At 52.7% G+C, this 22,567-nt stretch carries 24 protein-coding genes and 1 riboswitch; of the genes, 16 read left to right on the top strand and 8 right to left on the bottom strand.

Annotated features, from left to right (window positions below):
* The first annotated feature begins 66 nt into the window (after nt 1-66).
* Both lipB and lipA read left to right on the top strand, forming a co-directional pair.
* Entirely contained in the window at nt 67-735 is a 669-nt protein-coding gene (lipB, locus tag KGP17_RS07140; RefSeq protein ID WP_037375143.1) for a lipoyl(octanoyl) transferase LipB, read from the top strand.
* Nucleotides 728-1,693 carry a lipoyl synthase gene (lipA, locus tag KGP17_RS07135; protein WP_021805338.1) on the top strand — a complete coding sequence of 322 codons (966 nt, stop codon included), beginning with the start codon at nt 728-730 and terminating at the stop codon, nt 1,691-1,693. The genes lipB and lipA overlap by 8 nt, the downstream gene beginning before the upstream one ends.
* A 95-nt stretch (nt 1,694-1,788) precedes the next feature.
* Here the strand turns inward: lipA and tatA are convergent, their stop codons facing one another.
* Nucleotides 1,789-1,995 (bottom strand): Sec-independent protein translocase subunit TatA, encoded by a 207-nt coding sequence (gene tatA / locus KGP17_RS07130; RefSeq protein ID WP_021180013.1) that lies wholly within the window; start codon nt 1,993-1,995, stop codon nt 1,789-1,791.
* A gap of 219 nt (nt 1,996-2,214) precedes the next feature.
* On the opposite strand from tatA, the gene adrA reads away from it, so the two are divergent.
* A complete protein-coding gene (gene adrA / locus KGP17_RS07125) occupies nt 2,215-3,279 on the top strand; it encodes a diguanylate cyclase AdrA (protein WP_021805339.1) in 1,065 nt (354 codons plus the stop codon).
* Nucleotides 3,280-3,466: 187 nt separating this feature from the next.
* A riboswitch (Fluoride riboswitch) is annotated at nt 3,467-3,530 on the top strand.
* A gap of 72 nt (nt 3,531-3,602) precedes the next feature.
* On the top strand, nt 3,603-3,986 hold the full coding sequence (gene crcB / locus KGP17_RS07120) for a fluoride efflux transporter CrcB (RefSeq protein ID WP_021805340.1): 384 nt from the start codon (nt 3,603-3,605) through the stop codon (nt 3,984-3,986).
* Nucleotides 3,987-4,233: 247 nt separating this feature from the next.
* Here the strand turns inward: crcB and cspE are convergent, their stop codons facing one another.
* Complete coding sequence (gene cspE, locus KGP17_RS07115) at nt 4,234-4,443, bottom strand: transcription antiterminator/RNA stability regulator CspE (RefSeq protein ID WP_002210315.1); 210 nt, start codon at nt 4,441-4,443, stop codon at nt 4,234-4,236.
* Between the two features lie 347 nt (nt 4,444-4,790).
* Here cspE and KGP17_RS07110 point away from each other — a divergent pair, with 347 nt between their 5' ends.
* Together KGP17_RS07110 and KGP17_RS07105 are read left to right on the top strand one after the other, a co-directional pair.
* Nucleotides 4,791-5,273, top strand: a complete 483-nt coding sequence (locus tag KGP17_RS07110) for a cold-shock protein (protein WP_021180015.1) — start codon at nt 4,791-4,793, stop codon at nt 5,271-5,273.
* Nucleotides 5,274-5,346: 73 nt separating this feature from the next.
* On the top strand, nt 5,347-5,508 hold the full coding sequence (locus KGP17_RS07105) for a YnfU family zinc-binding protein (RefSeq protein ID WP_021180016.1): 162 nt from the start codon (nt 5,347-5,349) through the stop codon (nt 5,506-5,508).
* 4 nt (nt 5,509-5,512) lie between these two features.
* On the opposite strand, the gene KGP17_RS07100 is transcribed toward KGP17_RS07105, so the two are convergent.
* On the bottom strand, nt 5,513-6,952 hold the full coding sequence (locus tag KGP17_RS07100; protein WP_223499094.1) for a GGDEF domain-containing protein: 1,440 nt from the start codon (nt 6,950-6,952) through the stop codon (nt 5,513-5,515).
* Nucleotides 6,953-8,057: 1,105 nt separating this feature from the next.
* Between KGP17_RS07100 and KGP17_RS07095 the strand changes: the two genes are divergently transcribed.
* The 10 genes from KGP17_RS07095 (at nt 8,058) to dcuC (ending at nt 17,258) form a co-directional block, all read left to right on the top strand.
* Nucleotides 8,058-8,726, top strand: coding sequence for a DUF3313 domain-containing protein (locus tag KGP17_RS07095; protein WP_021805342.1), 669 nt, complete (start codon nt 8,058-8,060; stop codon nt 8,724-8,726).
* 232 nt (nt 8,727-8,958) lie between these two features.
* Nucleotides 8,959-9,660 carry a Crp/Fnr family transcriptional regulator gene (locus KGP17_RS07090; RefSeq protein ID WP_021180018.1) on the top strand — a complete coding sequence of 234 codons (702 nt, stop codon included), beginning with the start codon at nt 8,959-8,961 and terminating at the stop codon, nt 9,658-9,660.
* A 44-nt stretch (nt 9,661-9,704) separates the two neighbouring features.
* On the top strand, nt 9,705-10,457 hold the full coding sequence (locus tag KGP17_RS07085) for a nucleoside phosphorylase (RefSeq protein ID WP_059200126.1): 753 nt from the start codon (nt 9,705-9,707) through the stop codon (nt 10,455-10,457).
* A complete protein-coding gene (gene pnuC, locus KGP17_RS07080; RefSeq protein ID WP_059200125.1) occupies nt 10,457-11,200 on the top strand; it encodes a nicotinamide riboside transporter PnuC in 744 nt (247 codons plus the stop codon). Before KGP17_RS07085 ends, pnuC begins: the two co-directional genes overlap by 1 nt.
* A 72-nt stretch (nt 11,201-11,272) precedes the next feature.
* The gene (locus KGP17_RS07075; protein ID WP_021180021.1) at nt 11,273-11,479 is read left to right on the top strand and encodes a hypothetical protein; all 207 of its coding nucleotides are present in this window, start codon (nt 11,273-11,275) and stop codon (nt 11,477-11,479) included.
* A 445-nt stretch (nt 11,480-11,924) separates the two neighbouring features.
* Entirely contained in the window at nt 11,925-12,971 is a 1,047-nt protein-coding gene (locus tag KGP17_RS07070) for a porin (RefSeq protein ID WP_094983100.1), read from the top strand.
* Between the two features lie 22 nt (nt 12,972-12,993).
* Nucleotides 12,994-13,899 (top strand): hypothetical protein, encoded by a 906-nt coding sequence (locus KGP17_RS07065; protein ID WP_223499093.1) that lies wholly within the window; start codon nt 12,994-12,996, stop codon nt 13,897-13,899.
* A gap of 160 nt (nt 13,900-14,059) precedes the next feature.
* Complete coding sequence (locus KGP17_RS07060) at nt 14,060-14,917, top strand: MurR/RpiR family transcriptional regulator (protein WP_021805347.1); 858 nt, start codon at nt 14,060-14,062, stop codon at nt 14,915-14,917.
* A gap of 133 nt (nt 14,918-15,050) precedes the next feature.
* A complete protein-coding gene (locus KGP17_RS07055) occupies nt 15,051-15,878 on the top strand; it encodes an alpha/beta fold hydrolase (RefSeq protein WP_223499092.1) in 828 nt (275 codons plus the stop codon).
* A gap of 9 nt (nt 15,879-15,887) precedes the next feature.
* The gene (gene dcuC / locus KGP17_RS07050) at nt 15,888-17,258 is read left to right on the top strand and encodes a C4-dicarboxylate transporter DcuC (RefSeq protein WP_223499613.1); all 1,371 of its coding nucleotides are present in this window, start codon (nt 15,888-15,890) and stop codon (nt 17,256-17,258) included.
* Between the two features lie 566 nt (nt 17,259-17,824).
* Here dcuC and mhpE read toward each other — a convergent pair.
* The 5 genes from mhpE to mhpB are packed head-to-tail and all read right to left on the bottom strand — an operon-like array spanning nt 17,825 to nt 22,426.
* Nucleotides 17,825-18,835, bottom strand: coding sequence for a 4-hydroxy-2-oxovalerate aldolase (mhpE, locus tag KGP17_RS07045; RefSeq protein ID WP_223499091.1), 1,011 nt, complete (start codon nt 18,833-18,835; stop codon nt 17,825-17,827).
* A complete protein-coding gene (locus KGP17_RS07040; RefSeq protein ID WP_223499612.1) occupies nt 18,832-19,782 on the bottom strand; it encodes an acetaldehyde dehydrogenase (acetylating) in 951 nt (316 codons plus the stop codon). The genes mhpE and KGP17_RS07040 overlap by 4 nt, the downstream gene beginning before the upstream one ends.
* A complete protein-coding gene (gene mhpD, locus KGP17_RS07035; protein ID WP_021805352.1) occupies nt 19,782-20,576 on the bottom strand; it encodes a 2-keto-4-pentenoate hydratase in 795 nt (264 codons plus the stop codon). Before mhpD ends, KGP17_RS07040 begins: the two co-directional genes overlap by 1 nt.
* A 14-nt stretch (nt 20,577-20,590) precedes the next feature.
* The gene (locus KGP17_RS07030) at nt 20,591-21,460 is read right to left on the bottom strand and encodes an alpha/beta fold hydrolase (protein WP_059200118.1); all 870 of its coding nucleotides are present in this window, start codon (nt 21,458-21,460) and stop codon (nt 20,591-20,593) included.
* A gap of 21 nt (nt 21,461-21,481) precedes the next feature.
* The gene (mhpB, locus tag KGP17_RS07025; protein WP_223499090.1) at nt 21,482-22,426 is read right to left on the bottom strand and encodes a 3-carboxyethylcatechol 2,3-dioxygenase; all 945 of its coding nucleotides are present in this window, start codon (nt 22,424-22,426) and stop codon (nt 21,482-21,484) included.
* Between the last annotated feature and the right edge of the window lie 141 nt (nt 22,427-22,567).

Below are 22,567 nucleotides of genomic sequence, written 5' to 3'. Positions count from 1 at the left end.
GGGATAAATGCTGGTCGCGGGCCAGAGCGCCCGGTATAATGTTTTTACCACTTCTGTAACCTGACGATGCCCCGCTTGCAACACAATAAGATCATTCTCCGTCAGCTAGGGTTGCAGCCCTATGAGCCTGTATCCCAAGCCATGCACAGCTTCACCAATCACCGCGACGAATCCACGCTCGATGAATTGTGGCTGGTGCAGCATCAAGCCGTGTTCACCCAAGGGCAGGCCGGTAAGGCAGAACATCTGCTGATGCCAGGCGATATCCCGGTGATCCAGAGCGATCGCGGCGGCCAGGTCACCTATCATGGCCCCGGCCAGCAGGTGATGTACGTGATGGTGGATCTGAAGCGCAACAAGGTGGGTGTTCGCCAACTCGTCACGGCCTTGGAAGAGACCGTTATCAATACCCTCGCCCATTTCAAGATCGAATCACGCGCGCGCCCGGATGCGCCCGGCGTGTACGTGGGTGAACAAAAGATTTGTTCATTAGGCTTGCGGATCCGCAAAGGTAGCTCATTTCATGGCCTGGCCCTGAATGTCGCTATGGATCTCACCCCTTTCCAACGCATCAACCCCTGCGGTTATGCCGGAATGCAGATGACACAAGTCAGCGCGCTGGCACCAGGTGTCGGGATCGCCGATGTGCATCCCATTCTGGTACAGGAATTTGTACATTTACTCGGCTACCAGACGGTCGAGCTTCGTAACTGGAACCTGCACGATTATGAGTAAACCGATTCAGATGGAACGCGGCGTCAAATACCGCGATGCAGACAAAATGGCGTTGATCCCGGTAAAAACGGTCATCACCGAGCGCCAGGAATTGTTACGCAAACCCGAGTGGATGAAGATCAAGCTCCCTGCCGACTCTACGCGCATTCAAGGCATCAAGGCCGCGATGCGCAAAAATGGCCTGCATTCGGTCTGCGAAGAGGCGTCATGCCCCAACCTGTCTGAGTGCTTTAACCACGGTACCGCCACCTTCATGATCCTGGGGGCCATCTGTACCCGTCGTTGCCCATTCTGCGACGTGGCCCATGGCCGCCCGGTGGCTCCCGATGCCAACGAGCCGGAAAAGCTGGGGCAAACCATTGCCGACATGGCACTGCGCTATGTGGTGATCACCTCGGTTGACCGTGACGATTTACGTGACGGTGGCGCGCAGCACTTTGCCGACTGCATTACCGCCATCAGAGCCAAAAGCCCGAACATCAAGATCGAAACCCTGGTGCCAGACTTCCGTGGCCGTATGGATCGTGCGCTGGAAATCCTTACCGCCACGCCACCAGACGTGTTTAACCACAACCTGGAAAACGTGCCGCGTGTTTATCGCCAGGTACGTCCCGGGGCTAATTACGAGTGGTCATTGAAGTTGCTGGAGCGCTTTAAGGAAGCTCACCCCTCGATCCCGACCAAATCCGGCCTGATGGTGGGTTTGGGTGAAACCAACGCGGAAATCGTGGAAGTGATGCGCGATCTGCGCCGTCATGGCGTAACCATGCTGACGCTGGGGCAGTATCTGCAACCAAGCCGTCACCATCTGCCAGTGCAGCGCTATGTCAGCCCGGCGGAGTTTGACGAAATGAAAGAAGAAGCGATGGCAATGGGCTTTACCCATGCTGCCTGCGGCCCGTTTGTGCGCTCGTCCTATCATGCGGACTTGCAGGCCAAAGGCTTGGAAGTGAAGTAACCGCGGTAATCTTTTGTTACGCTTCCCCCGCGATTAACGCCAAAAAACGGATGTCCTTGCGGCATCCGTTTTTTATGGCTCAACAGCAGGGGCGCTTAAACGTCTTTCTTTTCGACGCTCTGCTGCGCGGTAGGCGTTTCAGCCGTATTCTGTGCAGGAGGGGTGTCATCGCCCACCGCTTTTTTAAAGCCTTTCAGCGCAGCACCCAGATCCGCGCCCAGAGTACGCAGTTTGCTGGTGCCGAACAGCAAGACGATCAACACCGCAATGACCAGCAGCTTGGTAATACTGATACCTTCCATATTCACCTTCTTTATTCATTTATGGCTGCAGGACGCAGCGCTGGAACAAACTTTGTCTATGGGTATTTAGCGACTTTATTTCGGCTATAACAACAACCAGTTGTAACAAGGTGAGATCTACCCAAGATGTTCTATGCTTAGATTATAGGGCATATTCTTAGCTATTCGCTTTTTTCCGGCTCCAGGCCGGCTGCATAATTCATCACAGGGATACATGGGATGCCAACAGCTCTATCGGCTATTAACACCCGGCGTGCGGGCCTCAACTTCGCCAGGCGCCTCTACCTGCCACGTATTGTCGGCCTGGGGATTGGTTTCTTGTGCGTACTGACGGCGCTCTATCCAGTTCATCAGCCGGTTGGCGTGTGGATCTTGCTGGCAGTGAATGGCTTTATCTGGCCACATGTCGCTTATCAATGGTCTATCCGCAGCGAAGCCCCCTACGCCACCGAGATCCGCAACCTGCTCATCGATGCACTGCTAGGTGGGATGTGGGTTGCCATCATGGGTTTCAATGCGCTCCCCGCCGTGGTGATCCTGTCGATGATGGGGATGAATAATATCGCTTCCGGTGGGCCGTCTCTGTATTTCAAAGGCCTGATAGCGCAAATTATCGGGGCGCTGGTGACCAGTGCGATACTGGGCTTCCCCTTTACGCCACAATCCACACCGCTGCAGGTTTATCTGTGTCTGCCGATGATCTTCATCTACCCAGTCTTCCTGGGTTATGTGACCTACCAAACCGCCAAGCGGCTGGCAGAAAAGCAACAGGAGTTATTGCGCATCAGCACGCGTGATGGCTTGACCGGCGTGTTTAACCGCCGCCATTGGGAACACCTGCTGCACAATGAGTTTGATAGCTGCCGGCGCTATAATCATCCGGCTACGCTGATCCTGATGGATATTGACCATTTCAAAGCCATCAACGACACCTTCGGCCATGGGCTGGGGGATGAGGCGCTGATCGTTCTGGCGGAAGAATTGGTGTTAGGGCTTCGGGCGATGGATATCGTGGGGCGCTACGGCGGTGATGAGTTTGGCGCGGTGTTGCCAAATACCAGTGCCGAACAGGCCAGCCTGGCGCTCCACCGCATTCAGGAGCGCCTGAACGAGGTCGTCTTCCGTGAAGCCCCTGGGTTAAAGCTGAATATCAGCGCCGGGGTCGCCGATTACCAGCCCGAAATGCCCGGCTACCAGGAATGGTTGAAGGCCGCCGATACCGCACTGTATCGGGCAAAAAATAATGGCCGCAACCGGCAGGAACTCGCCGTACATCAATGCTAGCCCACTAGTTTATTAAGTTGATAGCTTAATGACTTGATAAATTGGTTGGAGAAATGGCGTCGAGAAATAGCGTAACAGGTGTGCGGCGTTAACTGCGGTTATTGAAGTGAGTCATTCCTGTCTGGCTGAAGCTACTACAAAACCACAGCGACAAGGTGTAAAATCTGCCCCGCGCGATTGTTTCGCGCCAACAAACGGAGATGACATTCCTCCATAACCGCCTTTCACAGGCTGATGATGTCTACGTAACCTCTCAGAGAGGTGCGTAGGCGCTTGCCTGAACCTTTCTGAGCATCTTCCATCTTTAGATAGGGTTTATCACCATGTGGAGTTCTTTACTGGCTGTATTTATTGGCGGTGGTTTGGGTAGCGTCTTGCGCTGGGCAGTGAGCCTTAAGCTCAACCCTGTACATCCTCATATTCCCTTGGGCACTTTGACCGTAAACCTGGTGGGGGGGTTTATCATCGGGCTGGCCTTGGCGTTGTTTATCCGTATGACACACATTGACCCAGTTTGGAAACTGCTGATCACTACCGGCTTTTGCGGCGGGTTGACTACCTTCTCTACCTTCTCGCTTGAAGTGGTTTATCTGTTGCAGGACGGGCGCGTTGTCTGGGCCATCACCAATATGCTGCTCAACCTGGCGGGTTCGCTGGCGATGACGCTGTTGGCCTTTATGCTGGTCAGAGCGTTCTACGGCCAATGAAATCTCGGGGCTTAATGTTTTCTTAATCTGCCATCGGGATAATCCTCGCTCAGTAACCTGTGCTGAGTGAGGAATTGAATGTTTACCCTGCCAAAAACCACTACTGAATGGATTGTCACCCTGACGTGCGTGCTGATCGTCCTGGCCTTCATCAAGGTTTACCTGTTCTCTTAACCTCCCTGGACTGAAAAAAAAGCATAAAAAACCCGCTCATGGAGCGGGTTTTAACAATTTTGGCTACTGTAGCTTAGATAGCGATAACGTTAGCAGCAGATGGCCCTTTGGCACCGTTCGTGATTTCAAATTCTACACGCTGGCCTTCAGCAAGAGTTTTGAAACCATTGCTAGCGATGGCAGAGAAGTGAACGAAAACGTCCTTGCTACCATCTTCAGGAGTAATGAAACCGAAACCTTTAGATTCATTAAACCACTTAACGCTACCTTTAATCTTAGACATCAAACTTACCTTTAACGTGAATGTAAGACACAAAATGTGTGTCCAATACAGTACAGCAATTAGACGGGATTTTGTCCACAACACAGATCACATAAAATCGATAAAAAGTGAAAAAGTCGGTTATTTACCCTGTAAATTGATGTCCGCGGTTACCAGAGACGGCCAAGGCAGCCCAATCAGCCAAAAAACCGTTGAGCGACCGATTAAACACCTATGTGGCCCATTGTTGCCCCTGAACCCGCCGTTTTTAGGTTTTCGTCTTGCTGATGAAACACCGTCCCCCCTGTCACTGCAAGGCATTACGCGTTATCATTAGCGCTGTTACGAACGACCTGATGAGAATGACCATGAACGGCAAGATAACGACTTTTTTTGAAGACAAAGGCTTCGGTTTTATCACCGACGAGAACGGGGAAAATCGTTATTTTCACGTGATTAAAGTGCAAAACCCAGAGCTGATTAAGAAAAACGCGCTGGTAACCTTTGAGCCAACCAACAATACCAAAGGGCCATCGGCCTATGCGGTAAAGGTACAAGCACCAAGCAAGTACATCACCATCGCCAACGAGAGAATCAAAATCTCCAGCATCAAGTCCTTCGATACCTTCACCAAAGAAGTGCCGGTCAAGGTGGAGGTCGATAAAGAGAACACCGTGTTGTCCGTTGGGTTGCTGATGAACCGTATCCGTCCGCAAGTCGCCGAAGCGCCACAAACCGCCACGGAAACGCTGCGTATGCTCTCAATCACCACCTTCCAGAACGCGACTCACGTCTTCTCTGAGCATGAAATCGATATCGATGAAACCGTGCAGGCGTTGAAGACCCTATAGCCCCTGAAAACATTGGAAGCTATTTAATAGCACCTGTGTTAGCGTGGGTTTTCACCTGACACAGGTACGCGATATGTCTGAATCCACCAGCGTTAAAGGTTACAATAACCGCACCACTCAAATTGCCTGCCCAAAGTGTGCTTATGTTACCGAACAGCAATGTTCAAAACTGCGTAAACTCAGTACCTTGATTTGCCCTAACTGCGGCACGCAATTCGCACCAAAACAGGGCTGAAACGCTATTTGAATATGACATGGTTGAGGCTGTTGCCGCTGACCATGTTAAACGATTCGACGCAGTTACGGCCCTGGGACTTGGCACGATAAAGCGCAATGTCGGCCATATTCATCAGCTGTTCCAGTGATTTATCCTCATTCATTGCCAAACTCGCCACGCCCACACTAATCGTGATCCGCAATGGCGCCTTGCCGTTGGGGTTCAGTTCGGCGCTTTCTATCCGCCGGCGCAAATGTTCCCCTAAGGCCACGGCCTGCGTCCCCAGCGCCCGCGGCAGCATAATGGCAAACTCTTCGCCCCCCAGACGGCCAAATAACTGGTCGTGGCGCAGTTCACGCCGCAAAATATGAGCGAATGCCGCCAGGACGTGGTCACCGATGGCATGACCATGGGTATCATTGATCAATTTAAAGTGATCGATATCGATTAACAGCAACGACACCGCCTCTTTCGTACGCTGCTTCTGTTCCAGCATTTCCTTGCCTTTGCGCGTTAAAGCACTACGCGCCAGAGTCCCGGTAAGGAAGTCGTGATTCGCACTGTGTTCCAGCCGGCGCAGCAGTTTACGGCTAACGGCAATCGAGCTGGACAAAATCAGCGGCCCCATCACCAGCATGGCGATGCCCAAACGGGCTGACATCAGGCTGTCCATCACCGCCCCTCGCGCTCCCGGCGTTTCATACAGCATCAGATTGGCAGAAATGCTGACAATCTCCGTCACGCCGGTAAGAAACGTCAGCAAGGTGACGGTAAATAAATGATAACGCACGGCACACCATAACAGTGCAGGGATGGGGAAGGCTATGGCGCCCGGTCCACCGATATACACGCTAAGCGCCAATGAAAGCAACAACGCCAGCAAAGGCAGGCTGGAGCGCAATTGCCAGCCAAATTGCAGGCTCAGCAATTGTTTTAAGCGTGGGGCGGCAAGCACGACCGGCAGGATTAACAGGTTGGTCGAGAACTGTTCGCTAAACCAGGACATCCAGGCAATGATCAGCGTATTGTTGTATTGACTGTCAGTGCGTAACACCGACAGCGTTGCCGACAGCGCGGCCCCAAGCAGACAGGCAGTAAACATATACAAAATTGCCTGGGGCTTGCCCATACGCCGTTGAGACTTGGGCAGCATCGACATCACGGCATAGCCGGTGGCAATCAGCGCCATATTGCAGGCATTTAGCCAAAGTGCCAATGGCCAGTTTTCGCCGGTGCTGAGATCGGCAGCGATCATGCCAAGATAGGTACCTATCCACCCCAACATCGTCGCATAGCTAGGCTTACGCAGCATCAAGCCAAGCAAAATAGCATTCACCGGCCAAAACAGGGAGAGTGACCCTAACGGACGGGTGAAAATACCAAACAAGGAAAGCAGGTAAGCCAATAAAAATACATTGACCAGCAGAACCGTCGCTGGCAAACGCTGTCTTTCTGCGCTCATGAAATAACCTGCGAGGCAATAATAACAACACTGACTATAAGCATGCTTTCTTTCCCCAAAAAAGTCACAACGAACCACAACGCCCATTAAAATGGTCAATTAAATCAATCAAAAACCTTATCTTGTCTTATTAGCTTAATTCGCCGCTGAAAATTTAAAATCCTGTTCGCCAGACTCATCCCTTTAACGAAAGCGATTGTTAACAGCATAGTCTAAATTGTTAACGCTATTGAAATAACAAACTATGAGAAATTATAAGGGTATAAGGTTAAGACTCTTCTTACTTATGGGTTATTTTCCTGCAACGCCAGCAGAAGCGCAATGAGAAAAGCCCGTAAAGCGCTGCGGGCTGGCTGGAGATCGACAACTAAATTGACAGTTACGGCGCAGGCCCACAGGCCAGTACGGGTAGTGATGGTAAAACAGCAAGCTTAAGCAGACCCTAGGGGGAAAAAAGCCCGGCTAGGAACCGGGCATAAAGTAACGAAATGCAGTGTTAGCCCAAACGGGCTAATAACTGGCTTATCATAACCCTCAATTGTGCAGAAAAAGTGGATCACTCTAAGCTCCCCCCTCTCTCTTGAACAGCAAGTCACCTCGCTATCTAACCGCTGCCAGCCGGGGTAATACCTTGAGCACACTGGACGCGCAAAAAAAATCCCGCACAAGGCGGGATAAAATCAAAGGGATGGTAATACACTACAGGACTAACACAACATCATCGGGCTGGAATAACCTTACCAGCGCGAGTGTATAGAAATGTCATGCTTGGGTAAGGATGATGTGCCAGATGTAACGCCTGATAGAAGGCACTGACAAACTAGTAGTTTTACTCTGACAGAACATTAATTGTAACCAATGGCAACATGGTTTTTTATGGTGTGTGCAGCATACCAATCGCCGCTTAACGGGTAAATTGCAGACCTTGCATTACAAACCCCTTGGAAACGCCATTGCGTCAAGGTTTATTAATGAGCTATCTCTGCCGTAATAAAAACCAATCTGTAACAACGCTATTTTTCTGTAAGAGCTCTCCCATGTCCTATTTTGCAAGTTAGTGCTATATTTTTTAGGCCCCCCCCCCCTACTTCATGATGAGAAGTATATGAAAAAAAATCGTTTTGGCGTTGCCGCGGCCGCTTTGGCTGCGGGTATGTTGCTGGCGGGATGTACCTCCAAGGTTGCAGAAACTACGCAGTATTCCGGATTCCTGCAGGACTATAGCAAGCTGCAAAAAACGGAAACCGCCAGCGGGCATCAGGTATTGCGCTGGGTAGCTCCCGGTTTTAAAGAGTCTGACTATCGTGGCATCTATATTACCCCGTTGGTCTTCTACCCACCGGCAAAACCCACTGCTCGGGTGAGTCAGCAAACGCTGGATCAGATCAGAGAATACGCCAGCACCTCACTAAGAAACGCCGTTGCACAACGTACAACGCTATTGCCTACCCCATCAGGCTCACGCGTCCTGGTCGCTAAAGTCGCCATTACTGCGGTAACGGCTGAAAACGAAGGGGTGCAATTCTATGAAGTTGTTCCTATTGGAGCCGTCATTGCCACCACCATGGCCGCCAGCGGACACAGAACGCAAGACACCGCGTTATTCATGGAAATCAAACTGATCGATCAAGATACCGGTAAAACGGTCCTGGCCGTAGTCCGTAAAGGCTTGGGTAAAACGGTCAATAATGAAAATGCCCCAATCACCTTGGCCGACGTGAAGAAAGCCATTGATGATATGGTGACGGATATTGTGAACTTTCCGAAACTATAATTAGTGCTGCAAAAGAGGGGGAAATAGTTTTCCCCCTCTTTTCCCCTGCTCCCTCTTTCCCATTTAATATGTGAGCACCATCACATTCCCCCGTTGTCGATAAACAAGCTGGGACAAATGTCCCGAGCAATATTCTAATATCAGAGCCAGCTTCCAGTTTTACGCCCTTTTTGACATTGCCGTCGGACCGGCGTCCTGTCCTTACCTGCCGAGGAACTTTATAGTTAACGCTATGCAGAACGACAAAAAAAACAGTGAATGGTTGAGCGTTGTCGAGCTGGTTACCGGTGATGCCATACTTTACGACCTGCTGAAATATTGCCCGTTGGCTATTTTACGCCGTTGGCAGTTGCAGCAAGTCAGGCCAGGTACGCTGATATGTCAACAACATGAAATTTGTCATGAATTTCACCTGATAGCGCAGGGTAATGTGGACGTATTTATTCACGCCGACGATGGGCGTAAATATTTACAGGCACGCTACCACGCCGGAGACATGCTGGGTGAGCTCGAGATCTTTGAGCAACGGCCGTATATCTGCTCGGTAGAAGCGACCAGTGAAGTGACGTTACTGACGCTTTCACGCAGCGATTTTTGCCACTGGCTGACGGTCGACAATTACTTCAACCAGAAAATCATTCAGTCGTTCAGCAGCCAGTACTATCAGCTGTCGAAAAAAGCGGGCGAAGACAGTCTCTATTCATTGCACCAGCGCGTCTGCCATGCGCTGTGGCAAAGCTACCAACACCAGGGGGCCAAAAATGAAGGAGAAATCACCATTAATAAACAACAGCTCAGCGAACAGTTTGCCGTGGCCCCACGCAGTATCAACCGCATCCTGTTTGAACTGCGCGAGCAGCAAATTATTACGGTCAACGGTGAACGGATTGCGGTAATCGATCCAGTCCGGTTACACCAACAGGCCGAGTTTTAATTTTTGGCCTTAGTGCCAACCAGTATAAAACACAGGTAAGTTCCATGACTCAACTACAACCGCATATCCGGCTTAGCCGGCAGATGACACACGCCCATTACGCGCTGTTACCGGGCGATCCACAACGCGTCGAACACGTTGCCCGCTTTCTGGAGCAGGTGGAGGATTTTGGCCAAAATCGCGAATACCGGGCGCTGCGCGGTTGGTTTCGTGGTGTGGAAGTCCTGGTGATTTCCACCGGCATGGGTGGCCCTTCTACCGCCATCGCCGCCGAAGAGCTACATCAGATCGGCGTCGACTGCCTGGTGCGTATTGGCAGCTGCGGCGCGATGCAAAGTTCAATGAAGCTGGGCGATCTGGTGATTGCCAGCGCGGCAGTGCGCGATGAAGGCACCGGCAATGCCTATATCCCCGCAGCCTACCCGGCCAGTGCCGACTGCGGCCTGGTTTATCTGCTGCGCCAACAGGCACAAAAACTGGGATACAGTACGCACTGTGGCTATGTGCGTAGCCATGACAGTTTCTACACCGACCGCGAACAGGAGATCACCGATTTTTGGTCGGCCAAAGGTATTCTCGCCGCCGATATGGAAACCGCCCCGCTGATGGTCGTTGGCGCACTGCGTAATATGCGCATTGCCTCTATCCTGAACGTGGTGGTGGAACACCAGGGCTGCCTGGAACAGAGCATCAACGACTATCAACAGCAGGAGCATTCCTGCCAACGTGGCGAGGAACGCGAAATTGTGCTCGCGCTCGAAACGCTGTATCAGGATCATCTTGAGAGGACGCAATAATGGATTTTTTCAGCATCAATAACGTCATGGTCAACATTCCTCTGGGGGAAGGTGGCTATGCGCTGTCATGGATCGAAGCCATAGGTACGGTGTTTGGCCTGCTGTGCATCTGGTTTGCCAGCAAAGAGAAGATTATCAACTACCTGTTTGGTTTGATTAACGTCACGCTGTTTGCCGCTATCTTCTTCCAGATCCAGCTGTATGCCAGCTTGCTGTTACAGGTGTTTTTCTTCGCCGCCAACCTGTACGGCTGGTATGCCTGGAGCCGTCAGAACGAAAATAATGAAGCCGCGCTGAAAATCCGCTGGTTGCCACGGCAAAAGGCTCTCACGCTGCTGGTGGTTTGCGTGGTGGCCATCGGCCTGATGTCGCTGTTTATCGATCCGGTATTCGCCGTGCTGACGCGCATTGCCATCGGCATTATGCAGGGAATGGGGCTTTCGGTGGTGATGCCTGAACTGCAACCAGACGCCTTCCCACTGTGGGATTCCACCATGCTGGTGCTGTCGATCGCCGCCATGGTGCTGATGACGCGCAAATACGTCGAGAACTGGCTGCTATGGGTGCTGATTGACGTGATCAGCGTAGTGATTTACGCCATCCAGGGGGTTTATGCCATGTCGTTGGAGTATATTTTACTGACGGTGATTGCGCTGATGGGGTCGTTTGCCTGGATCAACAGTGCGCGCCAACATGGCTCAAAGCCGTTGCAACAAGAGACAGCACTCAAGGCAATGCCTTGAAAATGGCGGATATCCCCCCCATGTAACCTGTGTTGTCTGCCATTTCGGTAGGTCTAGCGAAAGGAAATGAACATGTTAGAGAATTATTTTGGCTCTGGGATCGCTCCAACGGAAGAGCAAAAACGCAGATTACTGGCGGTGCAGGCAGCACTGGAACTGTTGAAGGCAACGCTGTCTGACACCAACGACGGCAACGGTGTCGAATACCAGTTGAAAACGGCAGAAAAGCACGTCAGCTCTCTGGCAGATGCCATCCAGGCAGCCGTAGAGAAGAAGTAACGTCCTTGCCTTGCCGAAACCCCTGCACAATCCACGTTGTGCGGGGGTTTTTATTGTCTGCTCTCCTCAAAAAAACTGCTTACCTCCCCCCGATGTCTTTATCCGTAATATATATTTGTGCCAGCACTCACATATTTAACCAGGGAATTTTTGATTCCCATTCACAACATATCCCCTCTTCCTATAGTGTAAAAATCAATCACCAAGACGGCGATAACTAAAAAATCAAACCTGGACTTTCTTATCAGCATTAAATCATGTGCGGCGTAGGTTGCTCATTGGCTCGCTATTTTCTGTTTATTATTAAATAAATTACCTCAAGCACAAGTCGTTAGAGAGATTAATGCATCCAGCTCAACTCATTATTTTTTAGTGAGTCGCTTTAGTTCGCCTCATATTAATAAAAAAACAAGAAAAATGACTTACCTTACACAGGATCATAATAATGAAAACAATACCTCTGGCATTACTCCTTCCTGCCCTGCTAGCCACCAGCGCCGCCGAGGCGGTGACGGTCTATAACAGTAAAGGAACACAACTCGATATTTATGGCCGTATCGAGGCACAAACCGGCAATGAATGGACAGATGAACACACCAATGCCACCAACCTGACCGGCCGTCTTGGCTTTGAAGCCAAACAAAAGCTCGATGAGCAATTCGGCCTGTTTGGCAAGTTGGAATGGCAGGTTAATACTCAGAAGAACGATACCGAAGTCGCCGAAGATAACTGGGATATTCGTTATGGCTATATCGGGATTGACGGTAAGGATCTGGGGAAACTGATGGTTGGCCGTACGCGCAACCCGATGTACCAGTGGATGGGCATCACCGATCGTTACATGAACTACACGGCTAACGTTTACTCCAACTGGGTCGGCACGCGTATCGACTCCTCCTATCAATGGAACCGTCAGGACGGCACATTACAATATGAATACACCTATGGCGGGCTGGACGTTCGCACCGCCTACGTGATGGGTAACGGTGCAAGCGATAGCACCGTTGACGATGGTTATATGGCCAGCCTCGGCTACGCTTTTGAATTCCCGGTGATGGGTACGCCACTAAAAATCAAACCGGTGATTGCCTGGCAGAAAATGACCAAAGACCCCAAAAATACCAGCCTAAGCGGCAACTACACCGATTATACCCAAAAAGGGATTGGCATACGCCTCAGCTACGACAAGGCTTATCTTGGTATCAACGTTGGCCGACAAACCTACGAGCAAACCGGCAAGCCAGATAAAGATTATGATGCCTTCGACTCGCTGGCCGAATACTGGTTTACCAGCAAAGTCGCGCTACGTGGTGGCTACTCGCAGTTGATCGAGTCTGAAAATGATTACGCCCACCGCAAACAGTGGATCTCTGAACTGGAATATCGCCTGAAAAAAGATGTGCATCTTTCTGCCACCTACATTTATGACGATCGGCAAAGCTACGATTCGGCAGAAAACCTGTGGGTACTTGGGTTACGTTACGAATTTTAATCACTGCGCAAGGATGGAAAACATGAACAATTTTATCAGTTTATTCGCCGTGTTAGCGTTGAGCGCCAGCGCCAGCCACGCAGCCGTGCTGCCAAAAGAGAGCGGTAGTTTCGATTTTACCGTGCCACAAACCGGCAAGAAGATGGAGGTCTTCAGCTACCAGCCTCCTGGTGCCAATGCCAACACCCCAGTGGTATTTGTCCTGACCGGGCTGAACCGTAATGCCGATGAGTACCGCGACTCGTGGGTAGAAAATGCCAAGAAAAACAAACTTATCGTCATCGCCCCGCTGTTCTCCGAAGCCGATTATCCCGGTAACGACGGCTATAACCTGGGGAATATCGAGAATGCCAAAACCCACCAGGTCAACCCTAAAGGGGAATGGGCTTTCACGGTCATTGACGATCTGTTTGCCGATATGCAAAAACAGGGGATCACCAAACAACAAGACTATTATTTATTTGGTAACAGCGCTGGCTGCCAGTTTGTTCACCGAATGCTGACCTTTGTCCCTGAGGCGAATGTCAAAGCCGCCATTTGTGCGGCAGCCGGATGGTGGACCATGCCAGATGTGGAAAACCCCTGGCCCTATGGCCTGGACAATGCCCCGGTGAAAGTGACGCAAAAACAGCTGGCCGACTACTTTGCCAAACCCGTGCTGATCACCGTCGGTGAAAAAGATAACGATCCGTATCACCCTTTGCTGCGCCGCTCTTATGAAGCCATGGCACAGGGAGATAGCCGGTTAACCCGTGCACAAAGCTATTTCCTGACGGCGCAGCAGAAAGCCAAACGCTATAAGGTCGACTTCAACTGGCGCTTTACGACCTTGCCCGACGTTGGGCATAGCGGCTCGAAGATGTCTGCCTATGGCGCAGAGCAATTTGCCTGGTTTGAACAGCATGGCGAGTTCAAGGTACAACCGTAACTTGAGGAGAACGCGCTACTGCCAAAGCAAGCGGTAGCGCGGGTCAGAAGGGAATGAGAGATGACACACACTTCTGACAAGGGAATTTTTGATTCCCCTTTTTTCTCCCTTGGGTTTTGTTATTAATGAAGGAAGAAATGGCGTAGAGGGGAAAACTGACATGAACAGAGCGGAATTCACTCAACGTATTGCCAGCATTGATAATCTGACCGAAACGGATCGGCGTATCATCGACTATTTTGACAAACACTTTGAGTCCATTCCCTACAGCAAAGTGATCGATGTTTGCCATGAGATCAACATAGCCAAGTCAACCTTGGGGCGATTTATGATGAAGCTCGGCTTCACCGGCTTTCGTGACTTCAAAGAGTCCACCATCGAGCCAGAGCAGCGCAGAAACATCTCCCCCATAGAACGCTTCGACAACAGCAAAAACAGAAAAAACGGCATCGAATTCATAGAAAAACACTGCGGCGAGATCACCGATAATATCAACAATACGTTGAAAAACATCAATCGCCAGCATTTGGAGAAAACCATCGCGCTGATTTGCGATCCGGAAAAAAGGCTGTATGTGATTGGCAGCGCAACGGCACATGCCTTGGCCGAGTATTTTTATCTGCTTGGCCGCTATATCAAAAAAGACATTGTGCTACTGGATGCCAATATTGCCAATTTACCGCATAAGCTAATCGACTCGAGAAAAGGCGATGTGCTACTGGCGATTTCTTATTATCGTTTTTCCAGCGTGACGACAAGGTTGATAAAATGGTTTTATCAACATCGTGGCGATACCATCGTTATCACCGATAATGCCGTCAATCCGTTCAGCCACTTCGCCACGGCGATGTTGCTGATGGAGAGCCAGCATAGCGGGCTGTTCAGCAGCCGCAGCGCGGGCTTCGTATTAATCGAGGCGCTGGTCAATTATATGGGCGAAGTGAAAAGCAACGAATTAAACGAGAACTTCAACGTCATGGAGTCGTTATTCGAGGCATTTAACGTTTTCAATAAATAACACCAACACCAGGCAGTATTAATATTCAACAACCATCTTTATAGCCCTGTTGCTTCAGGGCTAAGCATTGACTTACCAGAATGCCATGTAGCAATCCATCTCTGGCGTTTATTTAATGAAAAGAGGCTTTATCATGAGCAGTGAAAACAGCGCAATCCCTGTTTGCCCTGAGCAGCAAATTCTACGTACCTCACAGGGGAATTTATCTTTCCGCGCCTGCGGTAAGGGCGAAACCCTGATCTTTTTACACGGTATTCTGGGCAGCTCAAAAGCCTGGCCATTCCAGTTTGCCGCCTTTTCTCCCCGCTACCGCGTCATGGCCTGGGATGCACCGGGTTATGCCGACTCCGCGCTGGTTCCGGCAGAGATCGACGCTTTTGTGCTGATGCTGCATGAGTGGGTGCAACACTGCGGGGCAGAGAAAGTCTCCCTCGTCGGGCATTCAATGGGCGGCACCGTTGCCAGCCGCTACGCCGCCCGCTATCCAGAGCGGGTAAAAAACCTGGTGTTGTCCTGCACCCATCCCGGCTATGGCGCGCCAGAGTCGGCCCCAAGTTCGGAAAAGCTGGAAAAGCGGCTGCAAGAGCTTGCCGAAATCGGCCGCGAAGCCTACGGCAGAAACCGCGCTCGAGATCTGCTGCCCTTCCCGGATGTGCCCACAGCGGTGCTGGACTATGCGGCAGACATTGCGGCAGGCACCAATCTGGAAGGCCTGAGGCGTGCCACTCGCATGTTGCAACTCGCCGACAACCGCCCGCTACTGCCCCAGCTCAAGATGCCAACGCTGATCCTCACCGGTGAAAAAGACGCCGTGGTGCAACCACAGCTCAAAGCCGATCTGCTGGCGCTGGTGCCTTATACCCAACATATCGAGATGCCCGGTATGGGCCATGCGCCTTATTTCCAGGCTCCGGATTATTACAACACGCTATTGCATGAGTTTTTTGCCAAACACTCATAAGGGGAAATGATGACTGGATTTATCATCGGGATGATCGTTACCGTATTGGCGGCCTGGTTTATTATCAAAAACTACCAGCCGCAAACCGTGTTACTGCTGGCGGGGCTGAGCCTGCTGCTGATCACGGCGGTGTTCTTCCCCGAGCAATCGATATTGTACGGCAAGGCCAAATCCATCGGCTGGGTTGGCGGGGATATTTTCGCGTTCGTGAAAGAGTCTTTGACCACCCAGGTGGCGGGCATCGGTTTGATCATTATGGCGGCGGGCGGTTTTGCCGACTATATGGATCACATCAAAGCGTCGAACTCGATGGTAAATCTGTGCATCAAACCCTTGCAGATGATCAAGGCTCCTTACCTGATCCTGGCGATCGGCTACATCTTATCCCAGTTGCTGCACGTGGCGATTTCCAGCGCGGCCGGTCTGGCGATGCTGCTGTTAGTCACCTTCTTCCCGGTGTTGGTGCGGCTTGGTGTCAGTAAAGCCGCCGCCGCCTCGATGATCGGCATGTCGGCGTTTATGGATCTCGGCCCGGCGGTGGGCACCGCCAACCTGGCAGCCAAACATGCCGGTATGGAAACCGCCGTCTACTTTGCTCACTACCAACTGCCGGTCGCCACCGGCGTGATGCTGGCGGTAGCGGTACTGATCTTCTTCACCGCACGCTACTTTGACGCCAAAGACGGGCATATCGTCACCCAACAGCAGGTGGAACAGTCAACCAGCGAAGATACAGCCAAGGTACCGGCATTCTACGCTTTCCTGCCGGTGTTCCCGGTGATACTGGTGATCGTCTTCAGCCCGCTGGTGATCAGCAGCATCAAGATTGACGTGGTGACAGCGATGATTATCGGCACTCTGTTGGCATTTTTCTGCGAGTTGCTGGTACGGAGAGATTTCAAAACCGCCTGCAAAGGCATCCAGGTGTTCTTCAAAGGCATGGGCACCATGTTTACCAGCATCGTTTCCCTGCTGGTGTGTGCCGACGTTTTCGCCCAAGGCTTACAGATCATCGGGGCCGTTGACTTCATTATTCACACCGTTCAGGCCGCGGGCTTTGGCTTTGGCAATATGACGATCGTGATGGCCCTGCTGGTCTGCGTGACCGCGGCGCTGACCGGCTCCGGCGTGGCGGCGTTCTTCTCCTTCTCTGGGCTGGCTCCAGGCATTGCCGCCAAGTTTGGCGAAAGCGCCGTCAGCATGATCCTGCCAATGCAACTGATGGCCGGTATGGGAAGATCGATTTCCCCGGTGGCAGGGGTGATCATTGCCGTCAGCAAGGCCGGTGAATGCTCGCCGTTTATGATTGTCCGCCGTACGCTGATCCCCGCTGTAGGCGGGATGATCACCATGCTGGTGCTAAACGGCATCTTGAATTAACACCCTGTTAAAACTCGGGGCAGGGAACTCTCTGCCCTATCATCAAATCCTCGCCAACTGTCCATTTCCTGACCATAAACCTGGTCTTTTCTGAAATGTTTCACCGCCTCTATATCGCCTGGTTTTCCCTCTGTACACTGCCTGAAATTACCCCTCACCCCAACCCTCTCCCACAGGGAGAGGGAGCTGTCTGGAGTCTGCGGTTAGCCCGCGCAGCTTCGGAAAATTGGGTGTAAGAACAAGAAAGGCAAGGTATTACGCAAGGCAATCAACGAACTCGATGGGTCCCCTCGCCCTTTGGGAGAGGGTTAGGGTGAGGGGAACCAAAAACACCAAACCAAAACGTCGAATTTATTAACAAGGAGTGTTGATATCATGTTCTCAAAGATCATGTTTATTCTGTTTGCCGCCACCGTGGTATTGGTGCTGATTAACTGGGAACGCCTGTGGGACTATATCCGCCCAATGGTGTAATTCAACATAACCCTGCCCCTGCAAAAAAGGGGCAGGTAATTCACTGAGCGCTAACGATGGTACAGTCCCATTGCTGGTTTACCTCGCTCTGATTAGCGGGAACGCAGATCTAGCGCCACGTCGACGATCATATCTTCCTGGCCGCCCACCATGCGGCGTTTACCCAGCTCGACCAGAATATCCACCGTGTTGATACCGTATTTCACCGCGGCCACTTCACAGTGGCGCAGAAAACTGGAGTAAACTCCGGCGTAGCCCAGCGCCAACGTTTCACGATCGACACGAACGGGCCGATCCTGCAATGGGCGCACCAGATCGTCAGCCGCATCCATCAAGGCATACAGATCCGTGCCATGGTGCCAGCCAAGTTTATCCGCCGCCGCAATAAACACCTCAAGCGGCGCGTTACCGGCTCCTGCCCCCATCCCTGCCAAGCTGGCATCCACGCGATCGCACCCTTCTTCCACCGCCACCATCGAGTTGGCGACCCCAAGGCTGAGGTTATGGTGCGCATGGATACCGGTATGCGTTTCTGGTTGCAACACCGCTTTCAAGGCTCGGAAACGGGCACGGATATCGTTCATATTCATCGCGCCGCCAGAATCCACCACGTAGATGCAGGTTGCCCCGTAGCTTTCCATCAGCTTGGCCTGGCTGGCCAGATTTTCCGGCGTCGTCATATGGCTCATCATCAGGAAACCCACGGTATCCATGCCCAGCTCACGGGCATAGGCGATATGCTGTTTGGAGACATCGGCTTCGGTACAGTGAGTGGCGACACGCACTACCCGCGCCCCGGCGTTATAGGCATCCTTCAAATCGTGAATGGTGCCAATGCCCGGCAGCAGCAAGGTGGCGATTTTAGCGTGGGTGGTCACGTCCGCCGCCGCCGCAATCCATTCCAGATCGGTATGTGCGCCAAAGCCGTAGTTGAAGCTGGAGCCCTGCAGACCATCGCCATGCGCCACTTCAATCGAATCCACCTTCGCCGCATCCAGCGCCCTGGTAATGTCCTGCACATTTTGCAGCGTATATTGGTGACGGATCGCGTGCATCCCGTCGCGCAGGGTCACATCCGAGATAGTGATTTTTTTCTCGTTCATAGCCGTTCTCCAGCAACGTGTGCCATGGCCTGAGCCATTCGCTCGGCGGTCGCCAGCGCAGCGGAAGTCATGATATCAAGGTTGCCTGCATAGGCAGGTAAGTAGTGCGCCGCGCCTTCAACCTCCAGAAACACCGAGGTTTTCAGGCCAGAAAAACGGCCAATCCCCGGTAAGTTAAGCGGTGCATCGGCAGGGATGACATCAAACTGCACTTGCTGCTTCAGCCGATACCCCGGCACATAGGCCTGCACGGCCGCCGCCATTTCGTTGATTGAAGCTTCAACCTTGGCCTGATCGACGGCTTCACTCAACACATAGACGGTATCGCGCATCATTAAGGACGGTTCCGCCGGGTTCAACACGATAATCGCTTTGCCCCTCTCTGCCCCGCCAACCACCTCGATGGCCTTGCTGGTGGTTTCGGTAAACTCATCGATATTGGCGCGGGTGCCCGGCCCGGCAGACTTACTGGCAATGGAGGCGATAATTTCGGCGTAATGAACTCTGGCCACCCGAGCTACCGCAGCCACCATAGGGATGGTCGCTTGACCGCCGCAGGTCACCATATTGACGTTGACCTGGCTGAGATTTTGCTCCAGGTTCACTACCGGCACGCAATAAGGGCCAATCGCCGCAGGCGTCAGATCGATCAGCCGGATCCCCGGTTTGGCCGCCCGCAGGATGGCATCATTTTTAACATGAGCACTCGCGCTGGTGGCATCAAAGACAAAATCAATGTCGGCGAACTCAGGCATCAGGATCAGCCCGTTAACGCCGGTATGACAGGTTGCAACCCCCATCCGGCGAGCACGAGCCAGGCCGTCCGATTCAGGATCGATCCCCACTATCGCCCCCATCTCCAGATGCTTGGCGTTACGCAGGATTTTAATCATCAAATCGGTACCGATATTACCGGAACCGATGATCGCCACTTTTCTCTTGCTCATCATTGGCTGTCCTCATAGAAGTGGGCAGAAACCGTGCCGACGCCTTCAATTGTTGCCGTAAAACTGTCACCTGCTTGCACCGGCACCATCGGGCCCAGTGCTCCAGTCAGCACAACATCACCCGCTCGTAACGGCGTGCCGAGGCTGGCCATTTTGCGTGCCAACCAGACGGCAGCATTAATCGGATGCCCAAGACATTCACTTCCACGCCCGCTAGACACCACCTCGTGATTGCGCGTCATGCTCATGCCGCAATGTTGCAGATCCACCTCATCGATGCGACGCACCGGGCCACCCAGCACATACACGCCACAGGAAGCGTTATCCGCCACGGTATCGACAAACGCGATCGACCAGTCCTTGATGCGGCTGCCCACCACTTCCAGCGCTGGCAATACCCACTCCACTGCGCTACATAACTCATCGAACGTGGTATCGGCATGCGGTAAATCACGATCCAGCACCAACGCAATCTCCGCTTCGATACGGGGCTGCATCACCCGCGAAAATGGAATGTCCTGGTTGGTGCCGTAGCACATGTCGGCAAACAGGGTGCCGAAGTCCGGCTGGTCAACTCCCAGCTGTTGCTGAACCTTGGGATGGGTGAGCCCTACTTTGCGCCCCACCACTCGGCGGCCAGCAGCCTGCCAATGCTGTACGTTCAACTGCTGGATGGCATAGGCCGCCTCGCCGTTGTCGAGGCCGAGGCGATCGCGCAAGGGCTCAATCACCTTGCCGCTGAACTCGGACTGCCGTAGCGCCGCAGCCAATTGCTCCAAATTGTCATCACTCATCATTTGCTCCCTGATTAATGCTTGAGGAAATCCACGACCATGCGGTTAAAGCTGTCGGCATGTTCCCATTGCGCCCAATGCCCACAGTTGCTGAACACATGCAGTTGTGACCCGGCAATGCCTGCCAGCAGGCGCAGCCCGGTATCCATCGGCACAAAACGATCGTTACGCCCCCAGACGATCAGCGTCTGGGCTTTGATTTCACCCAGGCGCGGGCTGAAATCCGGGAACTGCTTCGGATTGACCGACAGGCTCTTGACGAAGTTCTCCAGGTGGTCACGGTGCGCCAGAATATTGTCGAGGCGGGTTTTGAACAGCGCTTCAGTCAGATCGCTGGGATCGTAAACAAAAATGTTCATCATTTTGCGCAGGTTCTCGATGTTTGGCTCACGGTAGAGCCCCTGCAGCAGCTTGATCCCTTCCGTTGGCATCGGCACAAACGGGCTAGCACCACCGGTGCCGCCCCCCATCAACACCAGTTTGCCAACGCGCTCAGGCCAGCTCAGGGTAAACGCCACGGCGCTGTGGCCGCCCATCGAGTTCCCCAGCAGATGTACCTGCTCCAGATCCAGCGCGTCCACCAGCCCTTTCAAAATGCGGGCATTGAGGTCCGAACGGGAACCGGTACTGACGATCGAATCGCTCTTGCTCCAGCCAGGGAAATCCAGCAGGATCACGCGATAACCCGCCGTCACCAGCGGTTGAATATTACGGCTGAAGTTCGCCCAGCCGCTGGCTCCGGGGCCGGAACCGTGCAGCATGACCACGGTTTGCGCGCCGCTGCCGCAGTCGTTGTAATGGATACGCAGGCTGGCTTCACCCTCTTGGATCTGCACGAAGCGGCTGGTATTTTCTTCAGTAAGGTCAAAAGATTGCGATGTCATGATGGTGTTCCTTTATCGTTATTATTTCCGCGGTGCGGCGCTAATTGAGCCGAACCCGGTGATCCACTCGGGAAGCTCGCGGTAATAGCGCCCCTCGCTCTGATAAGGACCAAACGCCGATAGCGCAGCAAAGGCGGCCATCCAGGCTTTAACCTCATGGGTTGAGCGGCCAGCGATCGCCGACAGTTCGTCATTGCCCAGCCCATCCAGTTCCGCCAACTGTCCGCCGGAAAGAATGTCCATAAACTGGTTGTCCCAGAGCGGGTTGAGAGGATGTAAGGTGCTCTGATCCTGCACAAAAGCACGGGCAGCAGAGATAACGCGGTGCTGGCGTAATTGGCGCTCGTCTGCCGGTAATTGGCGGCCACTGCCCAACAGGCGGTCACGCATATGAGCGTCAGCCTCGGCCAACTGAGGTACCGGCGGCTGGTGCGAAAGCCCACCAGAGCCCAGGATCAATACTCGTTTATCCAGGCCACGGGCAAAACGCCCGATAGCTTCACCCAGCAGGCGCGTTCGCTTGAAGCCAGGCAAGGGTGGCGCGACCCCATTGATAAATACCGGCAGCACCGGGTAGTTCGCCAGGCCACCGAGCAAATACTCCAGCGGCTGGGCAAAACCATGATCCACCTGCATGCAGTAGGAAACCGCAACGTCGACCCCCGCATCCAACACCGATTGAGCGCAGGCCTCAGCCAGCTTCGCAGGCACCGGCAGCTCGCCAGCGGCACTGCTGAAGTCACCTATCGCCGTAGCGGCCATACCAATGCAGAACGGCGGCATGATGTCGTAGAAAAAGCCGTTGTAATGATCTGGCGCGAACAGGATCACCAGTTCAGGATCAAATGCCTGGATCCGCTGCCGTGCGTCGGCAATAGTTTTTTCCACTTCGGCCAGCACCGCTGGGGCCGGATCAACGTAGCCCACTAACGGGGAATGAGAGAGACAATGAAGATAAGCGTTCATATCAAGCCACCTTGTTTTTAATCATTAGCGTGTTTAGCGCGGAACGGCTATTCCAGACGGTCCAGGTTCCGGGCGTAAAAGCCCCCCCTCACCTGCTCGCGACACCAGATCAACTCCCTCTCCTGCGTAAGAGAGTGGGGT

The sequence above is a fragment of the Serratia sp. JSRIV001 genome (genome assembly GCF_019968745.1).
GTDB classification, from domain to species: Bacteria; Pseudomonadota; Gammaproteobacteria; order Enterobacterales; family Enterobacteriaceae; genus Chania; species Chania fonticola_B.
This window is presented reverse-complemented; position numbering and strand designations above follow the sequence as displayed.

What these genes read in the sequence shown, in the direction of transcription:
- lipB (WP_037375143.1), top strand. Translation starts at nt 67, where the DNA reads ATGCCCCGCTTGCAACACAATAAGATCATTCTCCGTCAGCTAGGGTTG.
- lipA (WP_021805338.1), top strand. Translation starts at nt 728, where the DNA reads ATGAGTAAACCGATTCAGATGGAACGCGGCGTCAAATACCGCGATGCA.
- tatA (WP_021180013.1), bottom strand. Translation starts at nt 1,995, where the DNA reads ATGGAAGGTATCAGTATTACCAAGCTGCTGGTCATTGCGGTGTTGATC.
- adrA (WP_021805339.1), top strand. Translation starts at nt 2,215, where the DNA reads ATGCCAACAGCTCTATCGGCTATTAACACCCGGCGTGCGGGCCTCAAC.
- crcB (WP_021805340.1), top strand. Translation starts at nt 3,603, where the DNA reads ATGTGGAGTTCTTTACTGGCTGTATTTATTGGCGGTGGTTTGGGTAGC.
- cspE (WP_002210315.1), bottom strand. Translation starts at nt 4,443, where the DNA reads ATGTCTAAGATTAAAGGTAGCGTTAAGTGGTTTAATGAATCTAAAGGT.
- KGP17_RS07110 (WP_021180015.1), top strand. Translation starts at nt 4,791, where the DNA reads ATGAACGGCAAGATAACGACTTTTTTTGAAGACAAAGGCTTCGGTTTT.
- KGP17_RS07105 (WP_021180016.1), top strand. Translation starts at nt 5,347, where the DNA reads ATGTCTGAATCCACCAGCGTTAAAGGTTACAATAACCGCACCACTCAA.
- KGP17_RS07100 (WP_223499094.1), bottom strand. Translation starts at nt 6,952, where the DNA reads ATGAGCGCAGAAAGACAGCGTTTGCCAGCGACGGTTCTGCTGGTCAAT.
- KGP17_RS07095 (WP_021805342.1), top strand. Translation starts at nt 8,058, where the DNA reads ATGAAAAAAAATCGTTTTGGCGTTGCCGCGGCCGCTTTGGCTGCGGGT.
- KGP17_RS07090 (WP_021180018.1), top strand. Translation starts at nt 8,959, where the DNA reads ATGCAGAACGACAAAAAAAACAGTGAATGGTTGAGCGTTGTCGAGCTG.
- KGP17_RS07085 (WP_059200126.1), top strand. Translation starts at nt 9,705, where the DNA reads ATGACTCAACTACAACCGCATATCCGGCTTAGCCGGCAGATGACACAC.
- pnuC (WP_059200125.1), top strand. Translation starts at nt 10,457, where the DNA reads ATGGATTTTTTCAGCATCAATAACGTCATGGTCAACATTCCTCTGGGG.
- KGP17_RS07075 (WP_021180021.1), top strand. Translation starts at nt 11,273, where the DNA reads ATGTTAGAGAATTATTTTGGCTCTGGGATCGCTCCAACGGAAGAGCAA.
- KGP17_RS07070 (WP_094983100.1), top strand. Translation starts at nt 11,925, where the DNA reads ATGAAAACAATACCTCTGGCATTACTCCTTCCTGCCCTGCTAGCCACC.
- KGP17_RS07065 (WP_223499093.1), top strand. Translation starts at nt 12,994, where the DNA reads ATGAACAATTTTATCAGTTTATTCGCCGTGTTAGCGTTGAGCGCCAGC.
- KGP17_RS07060 (WP_021805347.1), top strand. Translation starts at nt 14,060, where the DNA reads ATGAACAGAGCGGAATTCACTCAACGTATTGCCAGCATTGATAATCTG.
- KGP17_RS07055 (WP_223499092.1), top strand. Translation starts at nt 15,051, where the DNA reads ATGAGCAGTGAAAACAGCGCAATCCCTGTTTGCCCTGAGCAGCAAATT.
- dcuC (WP_223499613.1), top strand. Translation starts at nt 15,888, where the DNA reads ATGACTGGATTTATCATCGGGATGATCGTTACCGTATTGGCGGCCTGG.
- mhpE (WP_223499091.1), bottom strand. Translation starts at nt 18,835, where the DNA reads ATGAACGAGAAAAAAATCACTATCTCGGATGTGACCCTGCGCGACGGG.
- KGP17_RS07040 (WP_223499612.1), bottom strand. Translation starts at nt 19,782, where the DNA reads ATGAGCAAGAGAAAAGTGGCGATCATCGGTTCCGGTAATATCGGTACC.
- mhpD (WP_021805352.1), bottom strand. Translation starts at nt 20,576, where the DNA reads ATGAGTGATGACAATTTGGAGCAATTGGCTGCGGCGCTACGGCAGTCC.
- KGP17_RS07030 (WP_059200118.1), bottom strand. Translation starts at nt 21,460, where the DNA reads ATGACATCGCAATCTTTTGACCTTACTGAAGAAAATACCAGCCGCTTC.
- mhpB (WP_223499090.1), bottom strand. Translation starts at nt 22,426, where the DNA reads ATGAACGCTTATCTTCATTGTCTCTCTCATTCCCCGTTAGTGGGCTAC.